This window comes from Geotalea daltonii FRC-32 (assembly GCF_000022265.1).
GTDB lineage: Bacteria > Desulfobacterota > Desulfuromonadia > Geobacterales > Geobacteraceae > Geotalea > Geotalea daltonii.
This window is the reverse complement of sequence record NC_011979.1, coordinates 3,662,121-3,687,294: the sequence shown is the minus strand read 5'-3', so window position 1 is coordinate 3,687,294 and position 25,174 is coordinate 3,662,121. Positions and strand designations below refer to the sequence as shown.

Below are 25,174 nucleotides of genomic sequence, written 5' to 3'. Positions count from 1 at the left end.
CTAACGACATGCTCTCCATCGATAGTGCATTACTTGACTTCAAACGACTGGACTTGCTGGCAAAGGGGGATACGGCAATCCACCGCCTCGACCCGCGCGCCAAGGTGTTGGTTACCCTTGCCTTTGTCGTGACTGTGGTTTCTTTCGGCAAGTACGAACTTTCCGCAGTATTCCCTTTTTTCATTTTTCCGGCTGTAATTATTGCACTTGCCGACCTTCCCGTGGGCTACATTGCCAGAAAAGTAGCCATAATCTGCCCTTTTGCCGTCATTGTCGCCCTCTTCAATCCGCTGTTTGACCGGGGCACGATGATGGAGTTCGGGCCTCTGACCATAAGCGGTGGCTGGATTTCCTTCGCTTCGGTCTTAATACGATCTGCGCTTACCATAAGTGCGGCGCTAATCCTTCTGTGCGTCACCGGTTTTCCGTCCATCTGCCGGGCAATGGAGAAGCTTGGCATGCCGCGGGCCTTTGCTGTACAGCTGCTTTTCCTCTACAGGTATATTTTTGTCCTGGCAGAAGAGGGGAGCCGGGTGTCCCGGGCGCGGGAGCTGCGGGCCAATGGTAAAAATGGGTTGGGCATGAAAAGCTTTATTCCTCTTCTGGGTCATCTTCTTCTGAGGACCTGGCTGAGGGCAGAGAGGGTTCACATGGCAATGCTGGCCAGGGGCTTTGAAGGGAACTTCAATACCCGTCACCAATTCACCTTTGGCAGGAGGGAAACCGCCTTCCTCCTCTGCTGGTCTACCTCTTTCTTCATCCTGCGGTGCGAAAATCTGTCACTGCTTGTGGGATCGTTGGTGACGGAACTATTCACATGAGTCATCATATCGTTGAAGTTAAAAATCTTCGCCACGTCTATCCCGATGGTACGGCAGCCCTTGATGATGTTTCCTTTCGCATCACCCATGGAGAATCGGTGGCCATCATCGGCGCCAATGGCGCCGGCAAATCAACGCTCCTGCTGCACCTGAACGGTTATCTGACGCCCACTGCCGGAGAGATCCGCATTGGTGATTTCCCCATGAGCAAGGCGACCCTGCCGAATATCCGCCGGACCGTCGGCATGATCTTCCAGGATCCCGACGACCAGCTCTTTATGCCAACCGTTTACGATGATGTTGCTTTTGGGCCAATGAATATCGGCCTTCCGGCTGCGGAAGTCGATGCCAGGGTCAAATGTGCTCTGGAGCACGTGGGCGCACTGCACCTGCAGGAGAAGGCGCCGCACCACCTTTCGGGGGGGGAGAAAAAGAGGGTAGCCATTGCCACGGTCTTGTCCATGTCTCCGGATATCCTTGTTATGGACGAGCCTACCAGTGGGTTGGATCCATTTTCCAGACGCCAGCTCATGGAGCTTCTCCGGGACTTCCATCATACGAAAATTTTCACCAGTCATGATCTGGACATGGTCATCTGCCTCTGCGAGCGAACCATCATTCTTAACGAGGGAAAGGTCCAGGCGGACGGTCCTACCCTGGAAATTTTTCAAAATGACGCACTGCTTACACGATGCAGACTGGAAAAGCCTCTTTCCATGCAGGGATGTCCCGTTTGTGGATGTTTCCCCCAGCTGAGTTCAACGCTGAAAAAGGAGGTGCTCCCATGAAAAAACTGGTTCAAGTTATCACTTTATCTGTGGTAGTAGTCATAGCTGCAGTCACAATTGCCCAGGAACCAGCAACCGGTACCCTGTCCGGCAGATGGATGTGGCTGCAGAAAGATCTGGCCGGCGACGGGTACGTCCATCTCTTCAATGTGACCAACGGTCCTCCTCCTTTACCGGAAAGCTACTGGCGAGTTCCTGACGGTACATTTCCGATTGAAGGTGATGGAAGATTTACCGTCCAGGCCCCTGCCGGCAGTTATTTCCTGGGAGGAATGAAGCGCCTCAAAGGAAAAGGGGTCGGGCCGCTGTCTCCGGGGGACGTTTTCTTTCTGAAAAAAGACGAAAACGGGAAACCATTCATACATGTTGTCAAAGCCGGTGAAAAAGCGGACATTGGCACTTTTACAGACGGTGTGGCCTTTAAAGGCGTCCTCCAGAAGGGGGTAACAGCCATAGAAGGCACGGTGGCCGATCGTGATGGGAAACCTGTAGAGGGAGTGCTGATCCTGGCCTATGCCAATCGGGAAATGAAAGGCAGGCCTCTTTTTGTCTCCACAAAGACCGATCGTAAGGGGAATTATCGCCTTGGCCTTCATCAGGGCGGTACCTATTACCTGAAAATAAGGGATTTTTACGGTGGTGGACGGCCGCAGGAGGGGCAGATCCTTGGTTTCTATGGCAGTGGGGAGGCAGCTCCAGTCCTGGTCACCACGGGGGCTGCTACTAAAGGAATCGATATCGTTGGCAACAGATTCGCTGGAAGAGGCAATGCATCTCCTTGATCCATTGCTATGAAATTAATTTGCTGCGGCCTTTACAAGCGCAGAACCGGTTAGTACCTTATAAAGAGGAAGTATGACGAAGAGGCTACCTTGAAAATTCTCCTGACCAACGATGACGGGGTGCGCGCCCCCGGCCTCAACGCCTTGGCTGAGGCAATGACAGTGCTTGGCCAGGTATTCGTGATTGCTCCGGACAGGGAACAGAGCGCTGTCGGTCACGCACTAACCCTTCATCACCCGCTTAGGGCCAACAAGATCGGCGAGAATATATTTGCCGTTGACGGTACCCCGACCGATTGCGTCAATCTGGGCATCCACAGCCTCCTTTCTTTCAAGCCGGACATAGTTGTTTCCGGCATCAATCGCGGAGCTAATCTCGGTGATGATGTGACCTATTCAGGCACTGTCTCAGCGGCAATGGAGGCCACCCTGATGGGCATTCCGGCCATTGCCGTCTCCCTGGTAACGTCTGCCGAGGGAACCAATTATGCCGCGGCAGCTCAATTCGCTGTGAAACTTGCCGCCACTGTCCGTGAAAAAGGGCTGCCGGCCGATACCTTTCTCAATGTCAATGTCCCGGACCTGCCCCGGGAGAGAATTCGCCCCCCCCTGGTGACAACCCAGGGAAAGAGATCTTACGAGGGGACCATCGTCGACAAGGTCGATCCCCGCGGTCGCAACTACTACTGGATAGGCACCGTCGATCTTAATTTCAAGGACATCGACGGCAGCGATTACCACGCTGTTTCCCGTGGACATGTCTCCGTAACCCCATTACATCTTGATCTGACCAATTACAATTCCATCGCCGTTCTGAAAAAATGGGAAATCTTCTGATGCCGGAGCAGTTGTAGGCTGGACAGATGGGTGTCTGTCTGTTATATTTTTCCGGCTATAGGCATTAAGGTTTTATTATGAATTTCGACATCACAAGACGAAGAATGGTGGAGACGCAGATTATCGGCCGCGGTATCACGGACCGGCGCGTTATTGATGCCATGTTGAAAGTTCCACGTAATATTTTCGTCGAAGAGGCTATGGCTGCACAAGCCTACAGTGACTCATCTCTTCCAATCGGTGAAAAACAGACCATTTCTCAGCCATACATGGTGGCTCTCATGTCCGAGATGCTGCAGTTGACCGGCCGGGAAAAAGTCCTCGAACTGGGAACCGGCTCCGGTTATCAGACCGCCATTCTTGCCGAGTTGTCTAACCGGGTCTACACTGTGGAGCGGATACGTTCTCTTGCCTTGCGGGCAAGAAAGGCCCTGGACAGGCTGCACTACCTGAATGTGAACCTGAAAATAGGTGACGGCACCGATGGTTGGGCCGCCGAGGCCCCGTTCGATGCGATTATTGTCACTGCCGGGGCGCCGGATGTTCCGGCTCACCTCGTCGATCAACTGGCTTTGGGGGGCAGGCTTGTAATACCCGTGGGAAATCAGCTGGATCAGACCCTGGTACGGGTGACAAAGGAAAAGGACGGGACCATCACCTGTCAGGAGTCTGTCCCATGCCGTTTCGTCAAACTCATCGGCAAGTACGGATGGAGCGGCGAAGAGTAATTTATGGAAAGTGGTGCTATGGTCAAGAAGGCAGACGGAAGTGAACTTGAATCCACAAGCGAGGTTGCCATGGACAACGATGAAACCATAGGAGTTTTTCCCGGAGAGGAACCGCATAAGGAGCTGGACCTTTTCATGGAACCGGAAGTTGAGCCTGATGCTGTAGAGCTGGAGCAGGTGGAAGAGGTCGAGGAACATGAGGAGGTTGAGGAAGAAGAGATCAAGGTAGCCGTAGTCGAGCATTTCGACGATGCCATCAAGCTCTATCTCCGGGAGATTCAAAAGACCAAGCTTTTGACTGCAGACGAAGAAAAAGAGCTGGCAGCACGGATCGACAGGGGGGATAAGGCTGCCCGCGACAAGATGATCGAATCCAATCTGCGGCTGGTGGTAAAAATCGCCAAACGTTACATCAACCGCGGTCTCCCTTTCCTGGACCTGATCGAAGAGGGGAACATGGGGCTGATCAAGGCAGTGGAGCGGTTCAAGCTCTCCAAGGAATGCCGCTTCTCCACCTACGCCACATGGTGGATCAGGCAGTCCATCGAGCGTGCTTTGGTAAACCAGTCCCGGACCATCAGGCTGCCGGTCCATGTTTCCGACGACATCAACAAGATGCTGAGAATAACCCGGGAACTTTTGCAGAAGATCAATCGAGAACCTTCCATCAAGGAAGTGGCCACCGCCATGGAGGTTAACTCGGCATATATCCGCAGGCTGATGGTGCTGCTGAAAAAGACCTATTCCATCGAGCGCCCCATGGGGGAAAACAACGATTACTTTCTCATCGATACCATAGAGGATACCTCCACCGTCTCGCCTGCCGAACTTTTGGAGGATGTGAACAGGTATGAAATGGTCTCCAAATGGTTTGACACCCTTTCCGACAATGAAAAGAAGATCCTCACCCTGCGTTTCGGCCTGGATGACAAAGACCCGCAGACCCTGGACACCATCGGCCGCAGTTTCGGCGTAACCCGCGAAAGAATCCGCCAGATCGAGGCAAAGTCACTGGAAAAGTTGAGAAAGATAATGGAGGCAACGGAATTGGCGGCACGTTGCAGTGTCCCCAGCAAATAAATTCTTTGGTTTTGAAGAAGAATGTCAAGGAGAAGGCATGGAAGAGTTGAAGAGTATCATCAGAGACATCCCGGATTTCCCCAAAAAAGGTATCATTTTCAAGGACATTACCACCCTGTTGTCTGATGCGGCGTCCTACCAGCGGATGATTGACCTCTTGTCCCACCGCTACATCGGCAAAAGAATCGACAAGGTGGTTGGGGTTGAGGCCAGAGGTTTCATAATCGGCGCAGCCCTGGCATATAAGCTGGGCGCCGGCATCGTGCTGGTGCGTAAGCCTGGTAAGCTTCCCTCGGAAACATTCAAAAAAACCTATGACCTGGAGTATGGCACCGATACCCTGGAAATGCACACTGATGCCATCAAGAAAGGGGAAAGGGTCCTGATCGCCGATGACCTGCTGGCCACGGGGGGAACCATGTCGGCTGTGGTCGATATGGTCGATTCCATGGGGGGAGAGCTTGTTGAATGCTGCTTCATGGCAGAGCTCGAATTCCTTAACGGCAGGACCAAACTGCCTGTCGAAAGAGTCTTTTCGCTGTTGAAGTTTTAGACAGTCGCCTGCCAAGCCATGTCTCTCTGTGGCACTGCAGGTTGGCTTGTGTGGGGATAAAGTACTTTGGGGGTAGCGGTCTTGCTACTCCCTTTTTTTATTCACATCGCAATGCAGATGTGTTAGCCGGAGCCTCTGCAATTCAATCTCTACCGATAAATGCCTCTTGCTGCTGAGAAGGAACAGGCAGCTTACTCCATCAATTTGTTACACCCTCACTCACAATTTTACAATTCCATTGCAGAAATAAAACAATTTTATTTTAATTTAACACGTGTTCGTAAAAATTTAACAGATATTTCAGATGGTTAAATTATGGGCGATGATGTTGCTTGTTTGCTTGTAGAATGGAGTCATTTTTGCAAAACAGTTTTTTATAAATAATAAAAGATGGACAGGAGGCGAACATGAAGCAGTCGAAAAGATGCCTGGTCTTAACCGCAACCGTCATAGCTCTTTGCGCCGGGACCAGCTTTGCCGCCCCGGAAGCAGTCACCCTCAAAGTGGCCCATTTTCTGCCGCCAGGTTCCACATTCCACCAGAAAAACCTAATTCCCTGGTGTGACAAGATCGGCAAGGAGTCCGGCGGCAGGCTCAAGTGTCAACTCTACCCCTCCATGCAGTTGGGAGGTTCACCTGCCCAACTTTTCGACCAGGCCCGTGACGGCATAGCCGACATCGTCTGGAGCTTGCCGACCTACCAGGCCGGTCGGTTCACCAAATCTGAGGTCTTCGAGCTGCCGTTCATGGCCAAAAGTTCCGAGCGAGCGAGCCAGGCCATGTGGGACTATGTTCAGAAAAATGCGATGGATGAGTTCAAGGGGGTGAAGCTGATCTTCACCCATGTGCATGACGGTTCACAGCTCCATTTTGGCAGCAAGACCGTCAAGACATTGGAGGACCTGAAGGGATTGAAGGTACGTGCAGCCAGCCGCATCGGTACCAAGACTCTGGCTGCCCTGGGTGCGATGCCGGTGCAAATGCCGGCGCCGGCAGTGCCTGAATCCATTGCCAAGGGGGTGGTGGATGGCGTCAGCATCCCATGGGAGGTAACCACTTCTCTGAAGTTGCAGGAAGTTTGCAAAACCCACACTGAGACCGCACCGAGCCAGGCCAAACATGCCAACTCAATCTTTGTCTTTGCCATGAACCAGTCCAAATACAACAGCTTGCCCGCCGACCTGAAAAAGGTCATCGACAACAACAGCGGTCGTGAGGTCTCCAGGTGGGTAGGCAAAATATGGGACGAGGGGGCGAGTGTATCCCGCAAGGTAGCCATGAACCGTAAGAATAAGATAAACATCCTGACCGATGCCGAATACAAGAGATGGACCAAGGCCACCGAGTCTGTCGATGATGAATGGATCAAGGAGGTTAGCGCAAAGGGGGCCAACGGCAAGGCGCTTCTGAAAGACGCCAAGGATCTGCTGAAAAAGTACCGTGATTAACAACCAGGCTGGAGAGTAAGCAGTCATGACGGATACCACCATAGACAGAACTGGTTATGGGGAGATCGCGGCGCCCTTTTTATTTGTCCTCCTCTGGAGCACCGGTTTCATTGGTGCAAAGTTCGGCCTTCCGTTCGCCGAGCCTTTCACCTTTCTTCTCTGGCGGTTCGGGTTCGTCACGCTGCTGCTTCTGGCCATGGCCCTGCTGATGCGGGCACCCTGGCCTGCCAGCCCAGTTCAGGCACTACACATTGCCGTATCCGGCGTTCTGGTCAACGCCCTCTATATTGGTGGTGTGTTCTGCGCGATCTATCAGGGGGTGCCTGCCGGTATCGTATCTCTCATCGCCGGGTTGCAGCCGCTGTTCACCGCCGTTGTCGCTGCGCGAATACTGGGGGAGAAGGTGTACCCCAGGCAATGGGTTGGTTTTGGCCTCGGTCTGGTGGGCGTAGTACAGGTGCTGATGGACAAGATTTCTTTTGTCGGGGGCAGCCCACTGGGCCTATCCATGGCCATAATGGCCCTGTTTGGCATCACCGCAGGCACACTTTATCAGAAACGCTACTGCGCTCTTATGGATTTGCGGAGCGGCGGCGTAATCCAATTCGCTGCCTCAGCGCTGACAATGGCGCTCCTGGCGCCAACCTTTGAAACAATGCAGGTACGTTGGACTGGCACATTCATATTTGCCATGGCCTGGCTGGTGGTAGTGCTGTCGCTGGGGGCCATCACCCTGCTCAATATCCTTATCCGGCGCGGCGAAGCCTCACGGGTGGCTAGCCTGTTTTATCTCGTCCCGCCGGTTACCTCGTTGATGGCCTTCCTGTTCTTCGACGAACAGCTGGGCGTTACCGCCCTGATGGGGATGTTCGTGACCGTAACCGGGGTCGCGTTGGCAATTAAGAGATAGACCACTTTGAAGGCTGAAACTTGGTCGATAGGGACATTTTTCGAAGGGTGACAACGGTGCCTTGCTGGGTGAACGGGAGGGCTTGGTGGTTACAGTACTTGAATTGTCTTGACTACAGGGTTAAGATTTGTTAGAAACACTTCCTTGGTCCTGCCGGTTTTTGATTCTAAACTTCAAGGCCTTTTCTCACTGTCCCCGTAGCTCAGCAGGATAGAGCACTTCCCTCCTAAGGAAGGGGTCGGACGTTCGAATCGTCTCGGGGACGCCATAAAACTCAAAGGGCTACAGCATGTGCTGTGGCCCTTTTTTCCGTCTGTGTAATTTCTGTGTAGTTATGTTTTTTCAGTAGCTCATAACCCAAAGGTCAGAGGTTAGACCTAGAGGAGAGAAGGCGTTGAAGCGCCAATTACTCAATTTTGAAAAGCAACAAATTTCGTTGCTTTTCTTGTTTGTTTGAGCTTCGTGCGCTTTATCAGCGGAAGAAAGGTCGAGACCTGTTCGACCTCTGGCATGCTGCCTCAACAGCACCACCTTAAACTCGACGGTTTATTGTCTTGACTATAGGGTCCACTCAACCTACCGTTCTCGCCCCGCCTCATGGAACGCCTTTGTTACCGGTGAGAAAAGGTATTCCACCACCGATCTCGTGCCCAATTTTATCTCGGCCGACACCTGCATGCCGGGGGTTAATTTGTGCTTTTGTCCATCTGCCATGAGTTGCTGGGTGGAGAGCGTCACCAGGGTTTTGTAGCGCAGGCGGCTCAGGTCCTTGGGCGGAGCTGAAGTAGTCGAATCGATCGTTCCGGTCTGGCCTTGGTTTTCGCTGGAATCGGCGCTGACCTGTTCCACTTTCCCGTTAAGCATTCCGTATTTCTGGAAGGTGAAAGCGGACAGCTTGACCTTCACCGGCTGATTGGGACGCACGAAACCAATATCCTCGTTGCTTACCCATACCTCGGCCTGCAGCGGTTCTTCCTTGGGCACCAAAGTCATCAGAATGGTCCCTGGCGTCACAACCGTACCTGTTGTATGTGTGGCCAGATCCTTGACAACGCCGTCGTCCGGTGCCCTCAGCTCCAGTAACTGGTGACGGTGCTGCTGCTTGGCCAACTCCTGCCTGATTTTCTCAAACTGTCCCATGCTTTCAACCCGTTCGATTTGCAACTGGCGCCGGTTTTCTGCCGTGATCTGAGCCATCTTCTTCTGGGCCTGGGCCATCAGCGCCTGATTACTTTTCATGGTGAACTCCTGGGTTCTCAGGTCATGTTCCTTCTCGATCCGGTCCCGTTGCTTTTCAGAAAACTGAAGCTTTGCAACCGTCCCTGTTTTAAAAAGATCCTCGTAGGCCCTTTCCTGTTCACGGTAATGGGGCAGTGTCTGCTCAAGCTTTGCCTTGATTTCCCGGGCCGAAGCCATATCCTGGCGGGCACGCTCCAGCACGCTCTGTTGCTCATCGATGGCACTCTGCTGGGCCTGACGGTTGGTGTGGTATTGCGCCGATACCTGGGCGAACAGATCAGGCGGGTCGCCACTCTCGCGGGTAAGCTGCCTGCCTGCCAGCTCTGCATCTATGCGGCGCAGGCCAAGCCGCAAGCGGTGGAATTCAGAAGTAAGGGAGTTACCTTCCGCAGTGGAGAGTACCGCATCCATCCGCATCAGGAGTTGCCCCTTGGTAACCGACTGCCCCTCCTTGACAAGGATATCCTCCACGATTCCCTGTTCAGAAGGCTGCACGATCTTCAGGTAAGTCTTCGGCACCAGCTTGCCTTCCGCCACCGCCACGATATCCAGCCGCCCCAGAATAGCCCACAGCAGGACGCAACAGAACAGTATCGCCACAACCTTCAACACGGTCCGTCCCAGCGGTGCCGGTGGCTTCTCCTGCAATTGAACCATGGAGGGGGCAAAGTCCAGCGAATCTGTTTCAGCGGCATTGAACAGCCTAGAGGACAGTCTCACCAAGCCGGAAGGTTTTGCTGAATGCTGCTCATTCATCTGTATGTTTTCTCCTGTTTATCGGGCTGCCTGTTTATGATGGTTTCAGGCAGTCGCTCAATGGTTGTTATCAGACGAGCCAAGGTTCTCCGTTCATCATACCGACTGTACTTGGCTGCAAGCTCTTGGGTTCGGTGGGTAATCTCCTGATCGGCAAGGGTCTTCTGCAGGATTTCCTGAAAATGTGTCCGTAGTGCATTGGGGGTAACACCAGTACCGGTACCAAGTCGTTCGATAGTTCTCATCAGCATCATCTGTTCGATCTGGGTCGGTATCGCCAAGGTTGGCACCCCTGCCAGCAGTGCAGCCGAGGTCAGGCCATGGCCGGTATGGGAAACGACCAATTCCGCTTTGGGCAAAATATGCCGCAATGTCGCCGGTTGGTCGGAGATCGAAAATTTGCTGCCCCTATACCGGTCGCAAATTTCCTGGCTGATACCGGGAACCACGGCAATGGTTTGACCGCCGCAGTTCCTGAGTCCATCCAGTACCAGTCCAAGTCCTGGAAAGGGATGCAGATAGGCAAATATTCGCGGTCCGTTTCCGCCAGGCCAGGGGATATCCTGCCCTGTATCCAAGTTCAACAGAGGGCCGATATGGCGCCCTCCCTTGCGCGCCGGGTAGTGATCAAGCTCCGGCACCGTTGTCAGCAGGGTCAGGTCGGCCTGCACTGCCTGAAAGAGATGCTCATGGGCAGAATAACCATAGTCTTCGCGAACTTGGTTTATGGCCTGCAGCATGCCCGTCTCTTTTTCCAACAGCTGTTCCCGCCGCAGCTTGAGCCAGGGGCGGAAACAGGGATAAGGGCTCACGTCCGGCGGAATGGCGAAGCCCGTGTCCATCCTCAGACAGGGTATGCCTGCCAGCCTGGCGGCAAATACGGCTGACGGCGCGTATTCCGCCACCACTACCTCGGGCCGGTAGAGATCAAAGAGGCCGTGCCAGCCACGCACCAGCCCATCAAGGCGCTCGGGACTGCCGAAACCCACATCGTCCAGGATATCGGCGAAACTGACCGGCTGGCACTTTCTTCTCGGGTGTGAGTCAATGGGTGCCTGCAGGAGGGTCGCAGCCGTGCGGTCCAGGCATTTCCCCAGTGCGGCAAGATCTCTTACAGCAAGGGCCACGTCATGTCCCTTGTCTTTGATTGCATGCGTCAGAGGGACCAGTTTGCCCAGATGGCCATAGTTGCCGCCAAGCTCCCATGCCAGCATGAAGCGGCTCATGATCGCCCCATGGTAATTTCACGGCAGCCTGCGCAGCAGTCGGGCACTCTGCCCTGGCCCATTACGCTGCGCGCATGATCCGTCGACACAAATTTGGATGCATCCTTGATATAACAGCAGGGCATCTCCCGGCCGTTCACATCGAAGTAACGCATGAGCGGCTGCTGCAGATAGCGGCAGCCTAAGTAATGGGCAGATTTCCATCCCTGCGGCCCCACAGGTACGTTGCAGTACCGCTTCCGATAATCGTCCTTCATTTGCAGGGGTTGAACGATATGACGGGAAAACCCTCTGCTCTCAACGAGCTTGGTAAATCGTTCCATTTGCTGTCCGTAATTTACCGTATGCAGGATGACTCGGTCAGGCCCCATCCTTTGGAGAAGCCGGTCCAGGTTTTCCACCACCTGCCGCAGGTCATGCCGTCCAAGGCGCTGCGCTTCACCCGGGTCCAGCGTGTCCAGCGATACGCCGATCTGGGGGAAAACTTCGGCGATGACACTGGCATCAAGACAGCTGCAGTTGGTAATGGTATAGGGAATATGGCCCGCTTCGATCACCTGCTTTGCCATTGAAATGAAATGGGGATGAAGAGTCGGTTCTCCCTCTCCCTGAAGCGAGATTGTGCAAGGTTCTAGTGGTAGTGATGCCAGTATTGTGTTGAAGAGATCCAGGCCCATGTGTCGCTGGGGCATATTTCTCCCTGCGCAGTAGAAACAGTCGAAGTTGCAGATCGTGGTGATCTCTATCTGAATGAAGCTGGTATGACTACTTGTGGCAGTTTTCAATTACATGATCCGATCTTTTTGTGGCTTCTCAAGAGCAGAAACCATGGCGAACGAGAAGGGATATGGCTTTGCACCAACATCCCTCCTCGCTTGACAGGTTTTATTATCCCAATCTCCGCAGCCCTTCCTTAAGACCCTTGAAGTCCTTAAGCTCGGTCCCGCTGCCGGCGGTCAACAGACTGCTATCGACAATGCCCCTGCCAAAGCCGGATCCGTGGTCATAGTTCATGAAGGAGAAGTCGCCGGATTGTTTGCGATGGTTACCGAAGTCGTTGTCGAAGTCCGCGAGCTCCTCTTTCAGCGCATCGCTTACTGCCTGCCAGCGTGTGGCAATCTCGCGGTCAGTGCCGGGAGAGGGCTGATCAAAGTCCTGCAGGAAATCATCAAGCCGCTGCCTGTCAAGGTAATCGTTGCCATTCGAGACAGAATGATCCTCACTGCGCCTGCGGTCATGGCCATGGTCATGGTCATCGTCATGGCCGGGCCTGAAGCTACCTTGCTCATCCTCGCGATGGCCGGGTCCGGCCTTTTTCATCCAGTCCAGCTTGTCTTCACGGTGATCGTCTTTGCGACGGTCGTCAGACTCCTTCCTGCTCTTGCCGAAGCTCAATTCGAAGGTATCGGAAACGGAGAGGCTTCCTTCCGTACTGCCGGTGGCTTCCACCATGTCGGTGGCGGTTACCTTGATGTCCAGGTAACCGGCAGTTTTCGGCGCTGTACCGGAGAAGATGCCGGTCGTGCCGTCGAATTTCAGCCAATCGGGCAGGGCAGTGCCGTCGGCCAAGGTGGCGGTGTAGGTGAGGGCATCGCCCTCGTCAGCGTCCTCGAAGCTGTCGGAATCGATGGAGAAGCTGAATTCTTTCCCTTTTTTGATCCGCCGGTCGTCCAGATGCTCCTCTAGAATAGGGGCATCGTTCTTTCCCCTGATGGTTATTTCCAGGGAAGAGGGAACCGCGTCTTCACCGTCGGTGACGGTGTAGTCGAAATGTTCTGTTACCTGGGCTGAGCGCCCCAGTGACTGAACGTCTTCGGACAGGTTGTCCAGTATGTATCCGTACCTGCCGTCGCCGGAGAGACCCAGATAGCCGTATTCCCCCTCCCTGACCCCGGGGTCTGCAACGGTGAGAACGTCTCCCAGATCCGGATCGCTGTCGTTGGCGAGGACGTTGCCGGTCACGGAGGGAGAGGGACCGTCTTCATCCAGTTCGGCGGTGTCCGGAACAGCTATTGGCAGCCTGTTTCTCAGTACCTCCATGGTGAAGGAGGTATCGACCTGTGCTCCGGCTTGGTCTGTGGCGGTCAAACATATTGTGTGACTGCCTATGGCGGAATTGTCAGGGGTGCCGGACATGGTGCCGCTTGCCTGGTCATAGGTCAGCCAGGCGGGGAGGGGGGAGCCGTCGCCGTTTGTCCCGGAGATGGTGAGGATGTCACCCTTGTCCACATCCGCAAAAAGCCCGGTGGGGATGGCGAAGCTGACCAGGTGACCACTCTGGGCAACCTGGTCGGTGACGACGCCGTTGACAACGGGCGCGTCATTGACATTTGCCACGGTGAGGCCAAGGTCGGTGGAGGCGGCGGCTCCAGCCAGGTCGGTGGCCGTTACCGAAAGTTGATATGCTCCCACATTGCTGTTGTCGGGGGTGCCGGTGAAGGTCCCGGTGGCAGCATCGAACTGCAGCCAGGCGGGCAGTGCCGAACCATCTGCCAGGGTGGCGGAAAGTGTCAGAGAATCACCTTTGTCCATGTCGTTGAAGGTATCGGCGGGAATGCTGTAGGAGAACGGCAGGTCTTCGACGGCATTTTGAGGCGTCAGCGGCGTCACTGCAACCGGGGCATCGTTGGCGTTCTCCACAGTCAGGTCGAAGGCATTGTCGACAGCAGCTCCGGCCAGGTCTGTGGCGGTGACGTTTATGCTCAGGCTCCCCACATCATCGTTCCCCGGAGTGCCGCTGAATGTGCCGGTGGCAGCGTCGAACTGCAGCCATGCCGGCAGCGGAGCTCCGTCGGACAGGGCTGCGGACAGTGTCAGAGAATCACCGGCGTCTATGTCGTCGAAGGCTGCTGCAGGTATCCGGTAACTGAAAGGACTGTCTTCCAGTACGTTCTGTGCTGGGATAGCTTCTACAACTACCGGGGCATCGTTGGTGTTCTGAACAGTTACGAAGAAAGAGCGCCGGCTCGTGGTGCCAAGGTCGTCATACGCGGTTACTACGACCTCATGGATTCCGACGTCTCCATTGCCGGGTGTCCCATTCAGAGTACGGGTAACCGGATTGAAAATGATCCAAGAGGGAAGGGGGGCATTGCCCGGACCACTCAACCGGTAACTCATAGGCAGTCCTTCTGGATCTATGAAGGCATCATCGGGGAGTCGTAAGGTGAAGGCCGTGTCTTCCGTCGCACTTTGATCGATCAGTGAGGTGCCTATTGCAGGAGCCTGATTTATAAGCTCCTGCAGGTACATGGTAGAACCATCGGCAAACTGCAGGGCACTTACCGGCAAATCACTGCGCCGGCCCGTAGGATTGTAGTTTATCACTCTGATCTGGTCGCCGGACCCGCCGTAGGTGATGAGCAGATCATTACCATCCACGGTCAATGAGACGTCGTTCCGGGTAATTCCTGTTCCGAAGGCCGCGATGTTGCCGATTCCTTTGTCTGCGGCATCGACGATCACATCGGAACCATCGCCGATGTTGAAGAGATAGGTATCGAAATCTTTGCCCCCGGTAAGCGTGTCATTTCCCCCTCCACCATCGATAATGTCTTCATCGTCGCCTCCGTCCAGGCGGTCGCTGCCTGTTCCACCTGAGAGATGATCATTGCCGGCAAGGCCGTAAACCTCATCATCGCCACCTTTGGCATTGATGACGTCATCGAAAGGAGTGCCAAAGATTAGGTCATTGCCTTCAGTACCGGGATCGACGAGGCTGGCCAGCCTTATGATGGAGCCATCGGCGAATTCGATGTGTTCAACCACATGTGAACCGTTTAATCCACTGTAATCGTAATTATCGAGGATTATGGCGTCGCCACCGTTTCCGTACTCGATGACCAGGGTGTTTCCGTCAATCCTGGTCCGTAGATCGGCAGCGGTAATGCCGGCGCCGAAGTGAATAATGTTGCCTTCCTCAAGAGTTGCAGAATCCGAAATGGTATCAACACCGTCGCCCAAATTGAAAACATAGGCATCGTTTCCTGTGCCCCCCTCAAGTTCATCATCGCCTGTCCCACTGGTAAGAGTGTCGTTGCCTTCGCCTGCATCCAACCAATCGCTTCCCTCGTACCCGTAGAGGCGATCACTCAGATTGGTGCCGCGGATTGCATCATTGGTGGTATCTCCCTGAAGAATGAAGGTGTTTTTGACCAGATCCTCATAGGTAATGCTGGTCCCATCGGCAAAGGTAAAAGTCTGAATGGCTCTTGGGCCGCTGTCGGCTTGATTGGGGTCGAAGTTGCTGAGATGAATTTCGTCGCCACCATCGCCGACACGGATGATCAATGTATTATCACGATAGGTCAGCCGCTGGGTTATATCGGGCAGAGCGATTCCTTCACCGAAGGCAAGGGTGTTCTCTTCACCGGGAAGAGAAAGATCATTGATACGGTCGATTCCGTCGCCGGGGTTGTAGTGATAGAAGTCGTCACCATTACCGCCGGCAAGAATGTCATCGCCCCTTCCAGCGGCAATAAAATCGTTTCCTTCGTTGCCGGAAATTCTGTCGGTAGTGGCAGTGCCCGGCAGGTCGTCGTCCCAGGAGCTGCCGATGATGTCAAAGCCCTTGTCGATCATCTGGCTCCAGGTCAGCACAGTCCCGTCATCGAACTTGAAGTACTCCACCGCATGGGGGCCATAGGGGTCGTCAGCGACAAAGTGATTGATACGTATGGTCTCACCGGTAGTCAAGATGTTCAGTATTAATTGACCCTGTCCCTTGTCGTGACTCAAGGTGATGTCATCAGGGGTGATGCCGTAGCCGAATAAAAGGGAGTTAGGATCCCCCGGGGTGGAGACGTCGTCGATGGTATCGTTACCGTCCCACTGGTAATAGGCGTAGGTGTCGTCGCCTGAACCGCCGGCAAGGCGGTCGTCGCCGTAACCCCCTTCCAAGGTGTCGTCACCGGCACGCCCGGTGATGGTGTCGTTACCCCAGGAACCATAAAGGTAGTTGGGCTCGGCAAAAAGATCGCCAGTCTGGGCATAGGCCACCGCATACTGCCAGCCGGCAGCATCGACGGTGCCGGTCAACTCAAAGGTGTCTGCGTCGGCTCCAAAGAGGCTGACCGGGGTCGTGGCGGCCGCCACCAGTTCATCTTTGTGGGCCTCGATGAGACCTGCCAGATCGAAAATGCGGTTGCTGCCGCCGGCATCGATGAACTGTACCCTGGCTATTGCGCTTGCCGATAAGGTGGCAAAGCCGTTGTTGGGGTCGGTCCAGGGGATGGTAATGTTATCGTCTGTTCCTGCTATGCTCAGCACCAGATTGCCGGTGCTGGTGTCAATCGTTGCACGGATATCGGCCGGGAGGATGTCGACGCCGAATGAAATGGTGTCGGTTTCGCCGTAGGCGGTGCCGGGATAATTGTCGATGTAGTCATGACCATCGCCGCGGTTGAAGGCGTAGACATCGTTGCCGAAGCCACCGCTCAAGTAGTCATCACCGCGTCCCCCGGCGAGCACATCATCGCCATCACCACCGAAAACGTCGTCCTGACCCGAACCGGCACTGAGCGCATCATCGCCGTATTGTCCATTAAGGTAGTCATCGTAGTCGCGGGCATCGATTTTGTCATTGTTGAAGTTACCGTAGATCTCATCATTGGCGACGCTCCCCAGGAGGAACTTGTCCCACCAGGGGGAGGTCTGATAACCAATCACACCTTCGTCAGCCATACCAATTATGTCCGCAAGGGACAATTCCCGACCGTCGGCAAAGACGAACCGTTGTATGGAAAGGTTATGCAGGTTCAAGATCGTTCCGCCATAGCCACCGCCATAACCTGTATCGGCAGGGGTTCCGGTGATGAGCATGCCTTCGTCGTTGCCGATGCCGATAGCTAACTGGACCGAACTGCCGAATCCGCCACCATATGCACCATCGACAAAGGCTGCAGTTGGAACAAATGTGGGAATCTCTCCGCCGTACCCGTCACCACTGATAGAGCTGTCGTTGATCTGGATGCTCAGATCCTCCGGGCGAATTCCTTCCCCAAATATAACAGCGTCACCCACAGTGTAAGCCGATGTCAGGTAGGTCTCCACATAGTCGAAGCCATCGCCTCGCCGGAAAAAGATGGTATTGCTCCCGGCAGTTGTGAGCAGACGATCGCTGTCTGCGCCTCCATCCAATTCATTGACGCCCCCGGCCACCTCAAGATAATCCTCATCGGCACCTCCGGAAAGCCTATTGGTGCCGTCGTTGTCATACAGATCATCGTATCCCGCACCGCCGTCCAGCGTGTCGTTGCCCTGCCCCCCCACGATATAGTCGTCTTCGCTGCCGCCAATAAGGATGTCGTTGCCGCCAAAGCCGTAGATGGAATCATATCCACCACCGCCATTCAAAAGATCACCGTTGGGCGTGCCGGCCAGATAGTCGTCCGTATTGGTGGGGACAGCCATCATCGACAAGATCGCGTTGCGATCCCAGACGGTGCCGTCGGCAAAGTGCAATTCTTCGATACGTGCCGGTTCGGCAGCGAACCAGCCTTTGATCTGGAGTTGATCGTTGCTGTTTTTTACAGCAATAAAGAGATCCTCTCCGGTGACCATAAATTCCAGGTCGTCCGGTCCAACCCCATCACCCAGCTGCACGATATTCTGCTCAGTGGCAGGATTAGCGACTTCCTCTATAACGTCGCTGCCACTGCCGCGGCCGAACAGATAGGTGTCGTTACCTGAGCCTCCGCTAAGGTAATCGTTTCCTGTCCCTCCATCCAGGCTGTCATTGCCGGCGCCACCCTTAAGAAGGTCGTTACCGTCCAAACCCGTAATGGTATCATCCGACTCGTATCCAGTAAGGATGTCAGCATTTTCAGTACCCTGCAAAACCTTCTTTTTAATGGTATCCACATTCCAGAATGTTCCATCGGCAAACTGTATACGTTCCACCTGTGACGTATCATTCCAGAACCAGTTTTTGACGACCATCCGATCGCCGCTGTCGGTGATGGTCAGAACAAGATCGTCTCCGGTTCTTCGCAGGGACACTTCTTCCGCAGTAATGAAATCACCCACATAAATAACGTCCTGCGATGCGCTGATCCCATAATCCGACACCGAGTCAATGCCTGTTCCTCGCCTGAAGATATATGTGTCGTTACCAGCTCCGCCCGTAAGAATATCGTAGCCGTTGCCCCCTTCCAGGACATCTGAACCTTCTCCTCCAACTAAATAGTCGTTGCCGGTGCCGCCGACAAGGAGCGAATCGCCTCCATTGCTGAACATTTTTGTATCGGCAGAACCGGCATAGAGGACATCGTCTCCGTCACCCGAAGACAGGTAGGTTTGCGACATGGTGCGGCCGTCTAAAGCTTCCGATCTGTTGGTCCCGAAGCTGGATGCAGTAGCGGTCAGGCCGCCGGTATCCATCATCCAGGCAAGATCTGGATCCATGTTGATGAAGTACTCGCGGAAGTTAAGGTAGGCAGTGCTATTGGTGGAATTGGATGCCCGCCAGGTGCGGGCAAATTCTGTGAGCAGTTGCCTGCCTGCTTCAGCATCCGTTGCCATGGTTTCGGCAATGGTCGCGGTTACCTGCGACAGGTCTGCTACTTGCCGTTGCTGTGCATCATCCCATTTCCATTCCACCTGGCTGTACAGGTCTTGTAGATGGGTCTGCATCATCAATTGGGCATAACTGGTTTCCGAAACCCTCTGGTAAATGTTGTCCAGGAGGATTGCCGCCTGATCGTTGGGCGAGCTTCCCCATCTGCTGGTGAACTCGCGGCCCATATATGCCTCGATGAAGGCCACCTTGCGAGCGTCTATAAACCAACCTCGTGAACCTGCAGTTACCGAATCGGCTCCCGACCATGTAAAAAGTATCTGCTCCATCAGGCCGGCACGGGCGGTGGCGCTGCCCTCAGTCAAAAATTGTCCCACCAGTGTCTTCAATGCCGGGTTGCCAGCCATTGCCTGACTCAGGTCGATAAGATTGCCTGAGCCCTTTAGTTCCGGCAGTGTCGCCACTTCGTCAGCACCGGCAGTACCACCGGCAGAAATGGTATGAGTGAGGTTGCGTTTAAGGCGATATTCGGCAATCGTGCTTGTACTGCCATCCTCACGAGTGAATGTGCCGTTACTGACTATTGTGTTTCCTTTGCCGTCGAGTGCGTTTACTGATTGTGTTGCCAGTGCAATTTCCTTGATACCAAGAGTGTAAAGGTCAATCAGTTCGTCAGGCGTGCTGACGGCATCTCCGTTACCATCCTGCCAGACCCGCAAGCGATCGAATCCTGGATCTGTGGCATCGATTTTGCCATCCTTATTCGAATCCAGATCTGTCAGGGCTGCAAAACCGCCGCCTGCTAAACTTCCGCTCCGTAACAAGGTATTATCCCCGAACAGTTCCCGGCCGTTGTTGATAATACCGTCGCCGTTCCTGTCCATCACAAGCAGGCCGTCATCTTTACCGATCCAGGCAGTTCGTTCTGCGGTTCCGTTAGCATCATGGTCAAAGTAGGTGGTTGTGTTGATCCTGGTTGTTTCAATGCCGTCACCGTCAAGGTCAACCAAGAGCGGATCCGGTTTTCTGCTCGGTGGGGTAGAGCCGGCCCTGCAGAAATCCACCTCATTCTGATCGCGGCTCAATGCCACCAGTTCGTCCAGGCTAAGCTGTTGTTCATCCAAATAGCCGCCGTTGTCTCCGGGGAGCGGGAGGCCAAGCTGCATAAGAGCTGATTCCACAGTCATCGGTCCGGGAGTGTAACCCAGATCATAGATTGCATAGGAAATTTCATTGCCGATGTAAAAGGTAATTGGATCACCCAGTTGTGAAGCACATTCGCCAACTGTACCGCTGGAATTGCCGCCAGTGTTTCCGTTATCGGGTTTAGTGCGCAAGGTAAGGGTAAGTTTGCCGTCTTTTACCTCCGTAACTACATTGTCCAGATTTATGTCACCAAGTACCTTGATGGTGTTTTGTTCATCACCATTGAAGTTGTCATAAATTTCCGTTATTTCTCTGGTCGGATCAATGTAATAGGTATCGTTTCCTGAGCCTCCAACCAGGACATTCGTACCATCACCCCCATACAGGTTGTCATCCCCTTCACCGCCGTTAAGGTAATCATTACCAACACCGCCCTGTAGACGATCATTGCCTGAACCACCGAAGATTCGGTTGTCGCCGGCTTCACCCGTCAATTCATCATCGCCGTTGCCACCATCGAAATAATCGTCTCCGGCACCTCCCTGCAACAAGTCGTTGCCGTCGCCACCGAAGAGCCTGTCGTTACCTTCGAGGCCCATCAGGTTATCATTGCCGGCTTCCCCATCCAGATAATCGTCGCCCATGTCTCCCTGAAGACGGTCATTACCTTCACCACCGAAGAGTCGATCATTTTCTTCTCCACCAAGAAGGACATCGTCGCCATCTTCTCCATCCAGATAATCGCCGTCCTTATTACCTTCAAGCCAGTCGTTACCATCGCCACCAAAGAGCTCATCTTTGCCGTCGTCACCATACATCTTGTCGTCACCGGCCTCGCCATCAAGATAGTCGTCTCCCTCGTTACCTGCCATTTCGTCAAGGCCGTCGCCACCCATCAGCTGGTCATTGCCATTATTTCCTACCAACAGGTCATCACCTGCTTCTCCATCCAAATAATCGTCCCCGTCATTTCCCTGAAGTACGTCGTTGCCATCACCGCCGAATACTTCGTCATTGCCTCCCAGGCCGGCAATCCGGTCATTACCTGCGCCGCCGTCAATATAATCGTTGCCGTGGGTATCCAACGCCTGCCAGTCGGCATCTCCCTGGATAAAGTCGTCACCCCCACCGCCGGTGATGGAGTCATTGCCTCCTTCGCCATAAAGATTGTCGTTACCGATACCGCCATCGACGCTGTCGTTGCCTCCGCCGGCATAGATAATATCGTTGCCGCTGCCCCCATAGATATTGTCTATGCCGCCTACCAATGCCTCATCGAAAGAAAGGCCTGTGAAGTCGGCGTTGTTGACGTTCCATTCCCGCGAGGCAGAGCTTATGGCTGCATCCGCAAGGATGGTATCGTTTCCGCCTCCGCCAACCAGCAGGTCATTTCCTCCACCGCCAAAGAGGGCGTCGTTACGAATCGACCCATACAGTTGGTCGTTACCGCTACCGGAGGAGACTAGGTCACCCTTTTCATTGATGCCTTCGGCAGTTTCCCCCGCACTGACCAGATCGGCCATATCTCCTTGGAACTCGCCAAAGAGGACATTGTTGCCATTGCCATAGTCTGCTACGATGTCGCTGCCGCTGCCACCTTCAATGATATTGTCGCCTCCCCTGGTTGCGTTGATGATGTCACTGCCACCGCCGGCCTTGATCAAGTCGTTGCCGGCACTGTCATACAGGTAATCCCGTCGCGTGGGAGAAGGTGCGGTGGCATCGTAAATTATGTTGCCCAAAGAATCGGTTTTCGCATTAGCGATTGGAATGCCGATAGCATCATACTGGTATTCGTTGGATTCCGCCGGCACCGGAGTGTAATCGCCGAGTATGGTGTTGGATATGTTATTGGCTGGGAGTTCGGTCAGGTCAAGGCCGAAATCGCCGTCCTGGAAGTTTTCGCCGAGCTCGATAATGCCGCCATCCTCAAGAACCAACCGCCAGGGGGAGTTGTGGGTGAGAAGCACCTTGCCGCTGGCATCGGTCCAGATGTTGTTACCTCTGCTGTACAGGGTGCCGGTCTGGATGGTTTGCCCGTTGCGCCTGATGAGGATGCGGCCCAGATTGTCCTGGTCAACGATGGTATCGGTCCCATCGCCTATGTTATAGATATAGGTATCGTATCCCTGCCCGCCGTAAAGAATATCGTTGCCCTTGCCGCCATAGAGAGTATCGTCACCTTTGCCCCCTTCCAGGTAGTCGTTGCCGCCATATCCATACATGGCATCATTGCCGCCGGCGCCGTAAAAGCGGTCGGCATACTCGCCACCGGTGATGGTGTCGGCCCCTTCCTTACCGAAAATGACGTAATGTCGAGGGGGAAAAAGGCCTTGACCTGCCCTCACGGATTTTCCGGTGGTCAAGTCGGAGAAATGCCAGACAGATCCATCGCTGAAGGAAGTCGGAACGGTGCCCTGATCAAGGGTATTGGCCTGTATGATCCAGGAGAGCATGGCGGCGCGGTCGGCAATCCATGCTTCTGAAAGGCTGCCTTGGCCGGTGCTCATGTTGAGCAGATTAAGTTCACCGTTTTTGTTGGCGTTGCTGTAATCAAGCCCGCGCACAGCAAAGGGGTTTAATTCCTTAAGCGCATAGCGATAAGCCAGAGAATCGTTGGTGTTGAGGTCGATACCTTTGGCCATGTTGATGATGGTGCTAACTGGGTAGATCGGCAGGGGGTCAACAGTTACCGAACCGGCAGGTATGCTGTCGATTGCGGTCCTGATTTGCTTGATGCGGGCATAGAGCGCTTCTCTGTTAGCGATAGGAATGGGTGTGGCGTTAGCCGATACAAGTAGTTTGCTCAGGGTGTTGACGATAGATTCGAAGGTGTTGTTTGCGGTGGGGCTGCTGGACTTGAAGGTTGACTCAAGCCGTGCCAAGGCATCTGCAGTGCTCCTTGCGGCTAGGTTAGTATCAAGGCGGAAGAGCAGGTCGTAGATAGCCATGCTGTCCGTCATTTGGGAGGAACCATGTCCGAAAGTGGTACTCAGGTTCGCGCTTTCCGTTTGGATTGTCAATTTCGAACCGGGCTGGTGCAAGCCAATCCACCAGTCCTGGGCAACGAAGTCCATTCCAGCCGAACCGACCAGATTTGTTATATTGCTCGAATCGAAGGAGCTTGTGCCATTAAGCATGCTGAACAGGTTGTTTACATTGGAAGGTCCGTTACCTCCCGCCCCCATCGCAAAGCCGTCACCATATCCGGCGCCGTTGATCATGAGAGTGCCAGTAGTTGCTGTAGGAAAGAGCCGAGAGAAGGCGGCTGCCAAGTGTCCACCCAGCGAATGACCGACTACTGTTACAGAGGCAGGGTTAACGCCGAGTCCCTGGCTGCGACTATCGGAGTAGATAACATTGGAATCGACGAACAGAATTTTTCGAACCTGGCCGGTGGGTTCGTCTATGACTATGTCTGTTCGGGCACGAAGGGAAGCAATATATGTCAAACCGAGCGGTCCCGATGCAACTGCAGCATTGTAGGCAACCGTTTCCGCCGTAAGTGTTTCAAAAACAGCGGCTTGATAAACGGAGCCTTTGGCAGAAGTCAATTGTTGCCAATAGTTATAGAGGTCGACTATCTGATCAAGCGCCAGGCCATCGCGGACAAGATCGCCACCGTCGGAGTTAATCAGGTCGTCTACAATAGTTCCCGTTCCCGTTTCTGTGCCCCTTATGGCAAGTACATATTGGGACGAAGCGTCTTTAGATTGAAATACGGTAGCGGAAAAACCGTGTTCGGTGTTCTTTTGATGGCTGACCACTGACCAATGGTCAGTTATTGCTTTGCCTTGGGTATCATTAATGCCCTTGGCTGAAAGTTGTCGCTGAATATCTGCAGCAGTCGTAAATGGTCGATTAACAGCAGAGTTCCAAAAGTTAGCATAAGAAGCTTCAGCTAGTTGGGTCAGTTGATACAAATTTTTATTTTGTAACATTATTTTATCCCCCCTATGTTCTTAATCGATTCGAAATAATTTGAAAACACAGTTACATTCTTATCAAAACTAGGACAGTTATCCGTGGCCAACCAGACTTTGTAGCTGCGCCATCCATACCTAGCTCCGAGAAAGGGGTTGCCGTAACCAGAACTGAAATCAGTTAGGATGGCGATGACTTGACCTGTCTTGGTATCGACCAATTCTTCTGAGTGTCTGAACACATTTAATTGTAGTGGCCCCTCTTTTTTAGTTATGTGTGCAAACCTTGGGTTGAGGAATTTAGTCGTTGAACTATTGTGGAGCCCATCCCCTTTGCTTATAATATCCGGCGCATTTTTATCGTCATAGGGCTTTAAATTCTTTGCCACGCCTGGATTTTCTCTCTTCCACTCTTCAAGGCTCTTAAATATGATTACTTTTGCCTCTTCTCTGCAATAGCGCTCTAGGCGATGCTTTGTTTGGACGTATTCCAATAGCACTGTTGTCACCGGCAGAGTTACTACTATGGTTGCCACAATTCCAGCTACCAGTTTTATTTTACGGCCCTTAGTAACTGCACGCACAACAAAACAAACAGCTAAAGCCGAGAGAATAATGTATCCACCTATAACGGCAAGGACAAGCAAACTGGCCATTACGGCACCAGCCTTTTGCCACCTTTATTGTTCATAAAGTTATGAGCACAGGCAAGGGCGTCATTTATAGTAAATGTGGATACTTCTGTTAGCTTTAAAATAACCGAATTCCAAAAATATACAGAGCTTACGTTTCCCCAGGCTGCTGTGTCATCGACCTTCGAAAGATCACTCATTTAATTCCCCTCCCCATTCTATGAAATCTGTCTTGATAGTATCCATACTCTTTGATTTTAGGCATGCAGGGTCCCATAGATGTCCAGAATTTTAGCATCTCCAGACTGCCCCTGTAGCCAGCGCCGATACTCACACGTTTGACCATAACTTCATCCTTTTTTGTATCAACAATAGTTTCAGTGCTGATTCGAACGGGGAGGATGTGGCTCTTTGAAACAGCTTCCCTCCATACAAATCGTTCATTGACTTGCAAAATTAAATCTCCAGTACCATTAGTTACTTGTGGTGAGTTTTCCTTCCAGGTTAATGTCTCTGCTACGCCAGGATTTTCCTTCATCCACTGCTCGGGTGTTTTGTAAACCCATAGGCCCGCTTTGGTCGCGCAGTAGTACTTGTACAGCAGCAGGGTAGGAAGATGGTCCCAGAAAACCAGCAGATACATGACAAGTGACGCAATTAAGCCCCATCGTCTCACTCCCCTGCCTGTTCTTTTTGCCCAGGCTATGGTTGTTTTGATGACCCAAATTGAAAAAGCTAGGTAGATGCCAAATGCTGCCAGGAACATTAAGCCTATCATGGTTCCTCCCT

The 25,174-nt window shown here is 53.4% G+C and carries 16 protein-coding genes and 1 tRNA gene; 10 read left to right on the top strand and 7 right to left on the bottom strand.

Annotated elements, in window-relative coordinates:
- The first annotated feature begins 8 nt into the window (after positions 1-8).
- From cbiQ to GEOB_RS16540, 10 genes are all read left to right on the top strand, one after another.
- Positions 9-821 carry a cobalt ECF transporter T component CbiQ gene (gene cbiQ / locus GEOB_RS16585; RefSeq protein ID WP_012648409.1) on the top strand — a complete coding sequence of 271 codons (813 nt, stop codon included), beginning with the start codon at positions 9-11 and terminating at the stop codon, positions 819-821.
- A complete protein-coding gene (locus GEOB_RS16580; protein ID WP_012648408.1) occupies positions 818-1,609 on the top strand; it encodes an energy-coupling factor ABC transporter ATP-binding protein in 792 nt (263 codons plus the stop codon). Before cbiQ ends, GEOB_RS16580 begins: the two co-directional genes overlap by 4 nt.
- Entirely contained in the window at positions 1,606-2,391 is a 786-nt protein-coding gene (locus GEOB_RS16575) for a carboxypeptidase-like regulatory domain-containing protein (RefSeq protein WP_012648407.1), read from the top strand. The genes GEOB_RS16580 and GEOB_RS16575 overlap by 4 nt, the downstream gene beginning before the upstream one ends.
- A gap of 90 nt (positions 2,392-2,481) precedes the next feature.
- A complete protein-coding gene (gene surE / locus GEOB_RS16570; protein WP_012648406.1) occupies positions 2,482-3,228 on the top strand; it encodes a 5'/3'-nucleotidase SurE in 747 nt (248 codons plus the stop codon).
- A gap of 77 nt (positions 3,229-3,305) precedes the next feature.
- Positions 3,306-3,956 (top strand): protein-L-isoaspartate(D-aspartate) O-methyltransferase, encoded by a 651-nt coding sequence (locus tag GEOB_RS16565; protein ID WP_012648405.1) that lies wholly within the window; start codon positions 3,306-3,308, stop codon positions 3,954-3,956.
- 69 nt (positions 3,957-4,025) lie between these two features.
- Positions 4,026-5,036 carry a sigma-70 family RNA polymerase sigma factor gene (locus tag GEOB_RS16560; RefSeq protein ID WP_041267645.1) on the top strand — a complete coding sequence of 337 codons (1,011 nt, stop codon included), beginning with the start codon at positions 4,026-4,028 and terminating at the stop codon, positions 5,034-5,036.
- A 37-nt stretch (positions 5,037-5,073) separates the two neighbouring features.
- Positions 5,074-5,589, top strand: a complete 516-nt coding sequence (locus tag GEOB_RS16555) for an adenine phosphoribosyltransferase (protein ID WP_012648403.1) — start codon at positions 5,074-5,076, stop codon at positions 5,587-5,589.
- 407 nt (positions 5,590-5,996) lie between these two features.
- Positions 5,997-7,037: a TRAP transporter substrate-binding protein gene (locus GEOB_RS16550; protein WP_012648402.1), complete on the top strand. Its 1,041-nt coding sequence runs from the start codon at positions 5,997-5,999 to the stop codon at positions 7,035-7,037.
- Between the two features lie 25 nt (positions 7,038-7,062).
- Complete coding sequence (locus GEOB_RS16545; protein WP_012648401.1) at positions 7,063-7,947, top strand: DMT family transporter; 885 nt, start codon at positions 7,063-7,065, stop codon at positions 7,945-7,947.
- A gap of 191 nt (positions 7,948-8,138) precedes the next feature.
- Positions 8,139-8,215, top strand: a tRNA-Arg gene (locus GEOB_RS16540).
- A gap of 308 nt (positions 8,216-8,523) precedes the next feature.
- Here the strand turns inward: GEOB_RS16540 and GEOB_RS16535 are convergent.
- From GEOB_RS16535 to GEOB_RS16505, 7 genes are all read right to left on the bottom strand, one after another.
- Entirely contained in the window at positions 8,524-9,942 is a 1,419-nt protein-coding gene (locus GEOB_RS16535) for an HlyD family type I secretion periplasmic adaptor subunit (RefSeq protein WP_012648400.1), read from the bottom strand.
- Positions 9,939-11,168: a glycosyltransferase gene (locus GEOB_RS16530; protein ID WP_012648399.1), complete on the bottom strand. Its 1,230-nt coding sequence runs from the start codon at positions 11,166-11,168 to the stop codon at positions 9,939-9,941. The genes GEOB_RS16535 and GEOB_RS16530 overlap by 4 nt, the downstream gene beginning before the upstream one ends.
- Positions 11,165-11,953 carry a radical SAM protein gene (locus GEOB_RS16525; protein WP_012648398.1) on the bottom strand — a complete coding sequence of 263 codons (789 nt, stop codon included), beginning with the start codon at positions 11,951-11,953 and terminating at the stop codon, positions 11,165-11,167. The genes GEOB_RS16530 and GEOB_RS16525 overlap by 4 nt, the downstream gene beginning before the upstream one ends.
- A gap of 103 nt (positions 11,954-12,056) precedes the next feature.
- Entirely contained in the window at positions 12,057-23,597 is an 11,541-nt protein-coding gene (locus GEOB_RS20570; RefSeq protein WP_195892555.1) for a putative Ig domain-containing protein, read from the bottom strand.
- 173 nt (positions 23,598-23,770) lie between these two features.
- A complete protein-coding gene (locus tag GEOB_RS16510) occupies positions 23,771-24,409 on the bottom strand; it encodes a hypothetical protein (RefSeq protein ID WP_012648396.1) in 639 nt (212 codons plus the stop codon).
- Positions 24,409-24,585 (bottom strand): hypothetical protein, encoded by a 177-nt coding sequence (locus tag GEOB_RS20195; RefSeq protein WP_012648395.1) that lies wholly within the window; start codon positions 24,583-24,585, stop codon positions 24,409-24,411. Before GEOB_RS20195 ends, GEOB_RS16510 begins: the two co-directional genes overlap by 1 nt.
- Entirely contained in the window at positions 24,582-25,163 is a 582-nt protein-coding gene (locus GEOB_RS16505) for a hypothetical protein (RefSeq protein WP_012648394.1), read from the bottom strand. The genes GEOB_RS20195 and GEOB_RS16505 overlap by 4 nt, the downstream gene beginning before the upstream one ends.
- Positions 25,164-25,174: the final 11 nt, after the last annotated feature.

What these genes read in the sequence shown, in the direction of transcription:
- GEOB_RS16575 (WP_012648407.1), top strand. Translation starts at nt 1,606, where the DNA reads ATGAAAAAACTGGTTCAAGTTATCACTTTATCTGTGGTAGTAGTCATA.
- GEOB_RS16580 (WP_012648408.1), top strand. Translation starts at nt 818, where the DNA reads ATGAGTCATCATATCGTTGAAGTTAAAAATCTTCGCCACGTCTATCCC.
- GEOB_RS16510 (WP_012648396.1), bottom strand. Translation starts at nt 24,409, where the DNA reads ATGGCCAGTTTGCTTGTCCTTGCCGTTATAGGTGGATACATTATTCTC.
- cbiQ (WP_012648409.1), top strand. Translation starts at nt 9, where the DNA reads ATGCTCTCCATCGATAGTGCATTACTTGACTTCAAACGACTGGACTTG.
- GEOB_RS16545 (WP_012648401.1), top strand. Translation starts at nt 7,063, where the DNA reads ATGACGGATACCACCATAGACAGAACTGGTTATGGGGAGATCGCGGCG.
- GEOB_RS16535 (WP_012648400.1), bottom strand. Translation starts at nt 9,942, where the DNA reads ATGAATGAGCAGCATTCAGCAAAACCTTCCGGCTTGGTGAGACTGTCC.
- GEOB_RS16560 (WP_041267645.1), top strand. Translation starts at nt 4,026, where the DNA reads ATGGACAACGATGAAACCATAGGAGTTTTTCCCGGAGAGGAACCGCAT.
- GEOB_RS16550 (WP_012648402.1), top strand. Translation starts at nt 5,997, where the DNA reads ATGAAGCAGTCGAAAAGATGCCTGGTCTTAACCGCAACCGTCATAGCT.
- GEOB_RS16505 (WP_012648394.1), bottom strand. Translation starts at nt 25,163, where the DNA reads ATGATAGGCTTAATGTTCCTGGCAGCATTTGGCATCTACCTAGCTTTT.
- GEOB_RS16530 (WP_012648399.1), bottom strand. Translation starts at nt 11,168, where the DNA reads ATGAGCCGCTTCATGCTGGCATGGGAGCTTGGCGGCAACTATGGCCAT.
- GEOB_RS20195 (WP_012648395.1), bottom strand. Translation starts at nt 24,585, where the DNA reads ATGAGTGATCTTTCGAAGGTCGATGACACAGCAGCCTGGGGAAACGTA.
- GEOB_RS16565 (WP_012648405.1), top strand. Translation starts at nt 3,306, where the DNA reads ATGAATTTCGACATCACAAGACGAAGAATGGTGGAGACGCAGATTATC.
- GEOB_RS16555 (WP_012648403.1), top strand. Translation starts at nt 5,074, where the DNA reads ATGGAAGAGTTGAAGAGTATCATCAGAGACATCCCGGATTTCCCCAAA.